3 protein-coding genes and 1 pseudogene are annotated in these 5,384 nt (G+C 48.3%); all 4 read left to right on the top strand.

Annotated elements, in window-relative coordinates:
• The first annotated feature begins 274 nt into the window (after positions 1-274).
• Positions 275-1,549 (top strand): dicarboxylate/amino acid:cation symporter, encoded by a 1,275-nt coding sequence (locus tag CAG64_RS14840; RefSeq protein WP_161457560.1) that lies wholly within the window; start codon positions 275-277, stop codon positions 1,547-1,549.
• A 267-nt stretch (positions 1,550-1,816) separates the two neighbouring features.
• Positions 1,817-3,730, top strand: coding sequence for a molecular chaperone DnaK (gene dnaK / locus CAG64_RS14835; protein WP_021706635.1), 1,914 nt, complete (start codon positions 1,817-1,819; stop codon positions 3,728-3,730).
• A gap of 211 nt (positions 3,731-3,941) precedes the next feature.
• Positions 3,942-5,087 (top strand): molecular chaperone DnaJ, encoded by a 1,146-nt coding sequence (gene dnaJ / locus CAG64_RS14830; RefSeq protein WP_021706636.1) that lies wholly within the window; start codon positions 3,942-3,944, stop codon positions 5,085-5,087.
• Positions 5,088-5,201: 114 nt separating this feature from the next.
• A pseudogene (locus tag CAG64_RS14825) lies at positions 5,202-5,384 on the top strand (IS3 family transposase); the annotation flags it as partial.

Here is a 5,384-nt window from a genome sequence, read left to right as displayed (position 1 = left end):
ATCGCGACTGATCGGATCAGGTCAAAAATACTCAATATGCAACAGTAGTGTTATGTTGTGCGTTAAGTGATTGTTGAGGTTATTTTTTGGAGGTTTGTGGTTGAGTTTTATTAGGAATTGGTAATTTATTCTAAAATGAGCGATGTAACACTTTTGTAAATAAAGTCTTCAAAATGTAAATGTCGTGTGTATGATGCACTGACGTTCAGCGTTTAAAACGGAATGAACGTCTTAATTATTATAAAAGATCAACACAACATCCTGGAGACGTACGATGGATAAATCGCTCTCAAGTAAAATTTTTATAGGCTTGTTTGCTGGCCTGCTGATTGGTACTGCGATTCAGTACCTGTTTAGCGGCGTTACTATTTTTGATACTTACCTGCTTGGTGCGGCAGAAGGAGCAGGGGGCATGTTTGTCTCACTGATCAAACTGCTGGTGGTGCCGCTGGTGTATGTATCAATTGTGTGTGGCATTGTTGACCTGAAAGACATCAGTGCTTTTGGTCGCCTTGGTGGGAAAACTTTTGCACTCTACATTATTAATACCATCATCGCGATTGCTGCTGCTCTGACTGTGGGGCTAATCTTCCAGCCTGGCGCGGATGCCCATCTGGCTGGCACGATTTCAGAAAGTGTCAAACTGACCACGACAGAAACCCCAGATATCTTTTCTCTGGTGGTGAACATTGTACCGAGTAACCCGGTACAGGCGTTTGCCAACGGTGACATGCTGCAAATCATTTTCATGGCGATTCTGACCGGTCTGGCGATCCAGGCTCTGGATTCGCGTGGTGGTCCGGCGATTCGCACGTTCAAAATGGCCAATGAGATCATGATGAAGCTGGTTGGTTTGGTGATGAGCCTGGCGCCGTATGGGGTATTTGCTCTGATGATCCAACTTGGCGCAACACTTAACGCGAACACATTGATGTCCGTGGCAGGTTATGTCGCTCTGGTGGTGGCTATGCTGGTATTTTGGATTTTTGTGTTTTATCCGATGGCGGTTGGATTGTCGACGGGTGTGACGCCGAAACAGTTCCTGCGTGCGACTCGTGAACAAATCCTGTTCTCACTCTCGACGGCCAGCTCCAATGCGACCATTCCTGTGACAATGCGCACGTTGACTGAGAAGCTGAATGTGTCTAAATCTGTTGCCGGTTTTGGTGTGCCGCTGGGCGCGACCATGAACATGTCCGGTGTGTCTATCTATATCGCACTGGCGACGATGTTCGTTGCCAACGCTTTTGGCCAGCCAATTAACACCGCCGACATCTTTACTTTGGGTCTGACGATTCTGCTGCTGTCGATCGGTGCGGGTGGCGTACCGGGTGGTGGTGTGGTCATGGTGGGCGTGTTGTTGCATCAACTGGGCTTACCACCGGAAGGTCTGGCAATCATTGCTGCGGTTGACCGCATCAACGATATGTTCTGTACATCGTCAAACGTAGTGGGTGATACGGCTGTTAACACCATCGTTGCCAAAACCGAAGGGGAAATCTCAGACGAACAGGCTGTTGAGATTGTAACGGCAGAAGCCAATTCTTAATCACTGATAATCAAAAGAAAACGGAGCCCAGGTGGCTCCGTTTTTTTATGTGTGAATGGTTTTTCAACAAACCCTTACAAAAAGTAGAAAAAAACATAACTTTTTTGTTTTTAACCCTTGAAAAGCATTTTGACGCCCTTATCTATGTGGCATAGAGAAGCAAACATTGATTATTTTTGTTTGTGAGCAAGGGTTGAAACCCGATTCTCCTTCCCCCACATAGGGGATATAACCAAACGAAAATAGAATTTATTCGGAGATAGCCTGATGGGTAAAATCATTGGTATTGACTTAGGTACTACTAACTCATGTGTTGCTGTACTGGACGGCGACAAACCACGTGTAATTGAAAACGCAGAGGGTGAACGTACTACTGCATCGGTTATTGCTTACACTGACGGTGAGACGCTAGTAGGTCAGCCTGCGAAACGTCAAGCAGTAACTAACCCAACTAACACGCTATTTGCAATTAAGCGTCTAATTGGTCGTCGTTTTGAAGACGAAGAAGTTCAGCGTGACATCGAAATCATGCCTTACAAAATTGTTAAGGCTGACAACGGTGACGCTTGGGTAGAAGCGAAAGGCCAGAAAATGGCAGCTCCTCAGGTGTCTGCTGAAGTTCTTAAGAAAATGAAGAAAACTGCTGAAGACTTCCTGGGTGAGGAAGTCACTGGCGCAGTTATCACTGTACCTGCTTACTTTAACGATGCTCAGCGTCAAGCAACTAAAGACGCTGGTCGTATCGCAGGTCTGGAAGTGAAACGTATCATCAACGAACCAACAGCGGCGGCGTTGGCTTACGGCCTGGACAAGAAAGGCGGTGACCGTACTATCGCTGTATACGACCTGGGTGGTGGTACATTCGATATCTCCATCATCGAAATCGATGAAGTTGAAGGCGAGAAAACGTTCGAAGTTCTGGCAACCAACGGTGACACGCACCTGGGTGGTGAAGACTTTGATAACCGTCTAATCAACTATTTAGTAGACGAATTTAAGAAAGAGCAAGGCATCGATCTTAAGACCGATCCACTGGCAATGCAGCGTGTTAAAGAAGCAGCAGAAAAAGCGAAAATCGAGCTGTCTTCTACGTCACAAACTGACGTGAACCTGCCATACGTAACGGCGGATGCAACCGGTCCTAAGCACATGAACGTAAAAGTGACTCGTGCGAAACTGGAATCTTTGGTTGAAGATCTGGTACAACGCTCTCTAGAGCCACTGAAAGTTGCTCTGGCTGATGCTGACTTATCAGTAAACGACATCACTGACGTTATCCTGGTGGGTGGTCAGACTCGTATGCCAATGGTTCAAGCGAAAGTTGCTGAGTTCTTTGGTAAAGAAGCGCGCCGTGACGTGAACCCTGATGAAGCAGTAGCTATGGGTGCTGCCGTTCAAGGTGGTGTACTGGCTGGTGATGTTAAAGACGTTCTGTTGCTAGACGTAACGCCACTGTCTTTGGGTATCGAAACCATGGGCGGTGTGATGACTAAACTGGTTGAGAAGAACACGACTATCCCAACCAAAGCGAACCAGGTTTTCTCTACTGCAGAAGACAACCAGAGCGCGGTAACTATCCACGTTCTGCAAGGTGAGCGTAAGCAAGCGATGTACAACAAGTCTCTGGGTCAATTCAACCTGGAAGGCATTCAGCCTGCACCACGTGGTATGCCACAGATCGAAGTCACCTTCGACTTGGATGCAGATGGTATCCTGCACGTGTCCGCGAAAGACAAGCAGACGGGTAAAGAGCAGAAGATCACTATCCAGGCATCTGGCGGTCTGAGCGATGATGAAATCGAGAAAATGGTTCAAGAAGCAGAAGCTAACAAAGAAGCGGACAAAAAGTTCGAAGAGCTGGCAACTGCACGTAACCAGGCAGACCAAATGATCCACGGCACTCGTAAGCAAGTTGAAGAAGCCGGCGACGCTCTGCCAGCGGAAGACAAAGAAAAGATTGAAGCGGCAGTCAGCGAGCTGGAAGACGCGCGTAAAGGCGACGACAAAGAAGCCATTGATGCGAAAGTTCAGGCTCTGATGACAGCGTCTCAGAAATTGATGGAAATCGCTCAGCAACAAGCTCAGGCTCAAGCAGCGCAAGGCGGCGACGAAGCGGCTCAGTCTAAAGATGACGACGTAGTCGATGCTGAGTTTGAAGAAGTAAAAGACGACAAGAAGTAATCTTGTCCTGACAGGTGGCGCCAAGCGCCGCCTGTTGTCAGAACTTCTAATGAAGTACGAAGCGGGCGTTTGGGGCAACTCTTACGCCCGCCTGTTTGTGAAAACTGTGTCGCTATAGATAAGACGGAGCCAGTACGGCCTTTTTATCCATATCGATATCAACACCAGGCGACAGTCCGTCGTTTGCAGTAATCAATTGGTGACGAACAACATGTCAAAACGTGATTTTTACGAAGTATTAGGCGTAAGCCGTGATGCCTCTGAGCGTGATATTAAGAAAGCTTATAAGCGCTTGGCGATGAAATACCACCCGGACCGAAATCAGGGTGATGAATCTGCCGCGGATAAGTTTAAAGAAGTAAAAGAAGCGTACGAGGTGCTGACCGAACCTCAGAAGAAAGCCGCGTACGATCAGTACGGTCATGCTGCCTTTGAACAGGGCGGTGGCGGCTTTGGTGGCGGTGGCTTCGGCGGCGCTGGTGCTGACTTTGGTGATATCTTCGGTGATGTCTTTGGTGATATCTTCGGTGGTGGTCGTCGTGGCGGTGGTCAGGCACGTGCTCAGCGCGGCGCAGACCTGCGCTACAACATGGAGCTGACACTGGAAGAAGCGGTGCGCGGTATCTCACGTGAGATTGAAGTCCCGACTTTAGTACACTGTGATACGTGTGATGGCAGCGGTGCAAAGAAAGGCACTTCGCCGGAAACCTGTGGTACCTGTCATGGTCACGGCCAGGTGCAGATGCGCCAGGGTTTCTTTGCAGTTCAGCAAACCTGTCCAACCTGTCATGGTAAAGGTAAGATCATCAAAGATCCGTGTAATGTTTGTCACGGACAAGGCCGTAAGCAGAAGACCAAAACGCTGAATGTGAAAATTCCGGCGGGTGTGGACACGGGCGATCGTATCCGTTTATCCGGAGAAGGTGAAGCCGGTGAAATGGGCGCGCCAGCAGGTGACTTGTACGTACAAGTGCACGTGAAAGAGCACCACATCTTTGAACGTGAAGGCAATAACCTGTATTGCGAAGTGCCTGTCAGCTTTGCGATGGCAGCGCTGGGCGGTGAAGTGGAAGTGCCGACGCTGGATGGTCGGGTGAACCTGAAAGTGCCGGAAGAGACTCAGACTGGACGTATGTTCCGTATGCGTGGCAAAGGCGTGAAAAGCGTTCGGGGTGGTGGTATTGGCGATCTAATCGTGAAGCTGGTGGTTGAGACACCAGTCAAGCTGAGCAGTCGTCAGAAAGAATTGCTGCGTGAGTTTGAAGAGTCTTGTGGTGGTGATGCCAACCGTCATAAACCTAAATCACATGGCTTCTTCCAAGGTGTGAAAAAGTTTTTTGATGACCTGACCAGCTAAACATGGCGTGGTCTGGTAAATAAAAAGGGTTAGCTTCGGCTAACCCTTTTTTGTGGTTGCGTGTAACGTCCTAAATAAGGTTGACACTTTCCAACCCCAAAATTGGAGAGTGTTATGAAATCAACCACTAAAAGAACTCAGCGCGATTACTCCCTCGCTTTTAAACTCACCGTAGTGGATGAGGTTGAAAAAGGCAGCCTCACTTACAAACAAGCTCAAGAGAAGTACGGCATCCAAGGTTGTTCTACCGTTTTAGTTTGGCTTCGTAAACATGGTCGACTAGATTGGTCTGAAGGG

It is taken from the genome of Vibrio sp. V38_P2S17PM301 (assembly GCF_009904845.1).
Classification (GTDB): domain Bacteria; phylum Pseudomonadota; class Gammaproteobacteria; order Enterobacterales; family Vibrionaceae; genus Vibrio; species Vibrio proteolyticus.
The sequence above is the reverse complement of the archived record's forward strand: the minus strand, read 5'-3'. Positions and strand labels throughout refer to the sequence as shown.

Coding starts and splice junctions, on each gene's coding strand:
- CAG64_RS14840 (WP_161457560.1), top strand. CDS start 275: ATGGATAAATCGCTCTCAAGTAAAATTTTTATAGGCTTGTTTGCTGGC.
- dnaK (WP_021706635.1), top strand. CDS start 1,817: ATGGGTAAAATCATTGGTATTGACTTAGGTACTACTAACTCATGTGTT.
- dnaJ (WP_021706636.1), top strand. CDS start 3,942: ATGTCAAAACGTGATTTTTACGAAGTATTAGGCGTAAGCCGTGATGCC.